This is a genomic window from Curtobacterium flaccumfaciens UCD-AKU (assembly GCF_000349565.1).
In the GTDB taxonomy this organism is placed as follows: domain Bacteria; phylum Actinomycetota; class Actinomycetes; order Actinomycetales; family Microbacteriaceae; genus Curtobacterium; species Curtobacterium poinsettiae.
Genome location: NZ_APJN01000103.1, coordinates 1 through 568, shown reverse-complemented (window position 1 = coordinate 568; position 568 = coordinate 1). Strand labels below are relative to the sequence as shown.

At 68.1% G+C, this 568-nt stretch carries 1 pseudogene; it reads left to right on the top strand.

Annotated features, from left to right (window positions below):
* Positions 1-568: pseudogene (locus H489_RS22055) on the top strand (CoF synthetase); the annotation flags it as partial.

Here is a 568-nt window from a genome sequence, read left to right as displayed (position 1 = left end):
CCGGACGGGCCTCCAGGCTCGACACCCGCGGCGGGATCGCCGCGGCGATCTCCGGACTGCCCGAGATGGACAAGGACTCCTACGTCAAGCGCTGGAGCATCCCCGAACGCTGCATCGACGGACGCCTGCCCCGACGCGGCGTCGTCGTCGACGAGTCCAGCGGATCGAGCGGCACCCCGACCAGCTGGGTGCGCGGGCCCGACGAACGCCAGGCCACCCGACAGCTGCTGCAGCTCGGGTTCTCGCGCACCGCGAAGGACCTGTCCAAGCAGCCGTTCGTGCTCAACGCCTTCTCGCTCGGCGCCTGGGCGACCGGCATGAACGTCACCGCCTCGCTCACCGAGTCGTCGATGATCAAGTCCATCGGCCCGGACCGCGACAAGATCGTCCAGACGATGCGGGAGTTCGGCACCGACTTCACCTACATCATCTGCAGCTACCCACCGTTCCTGAAGGCCCTGTTCGAGGACGACCGGCTCGACTGGAGCCAGTACACGATCGTCGCCGCGTTCGGGGGCGAGGGCATCAGCGAGAACATGCGCGCCCACATCGAGCAGTACGCGCAGGC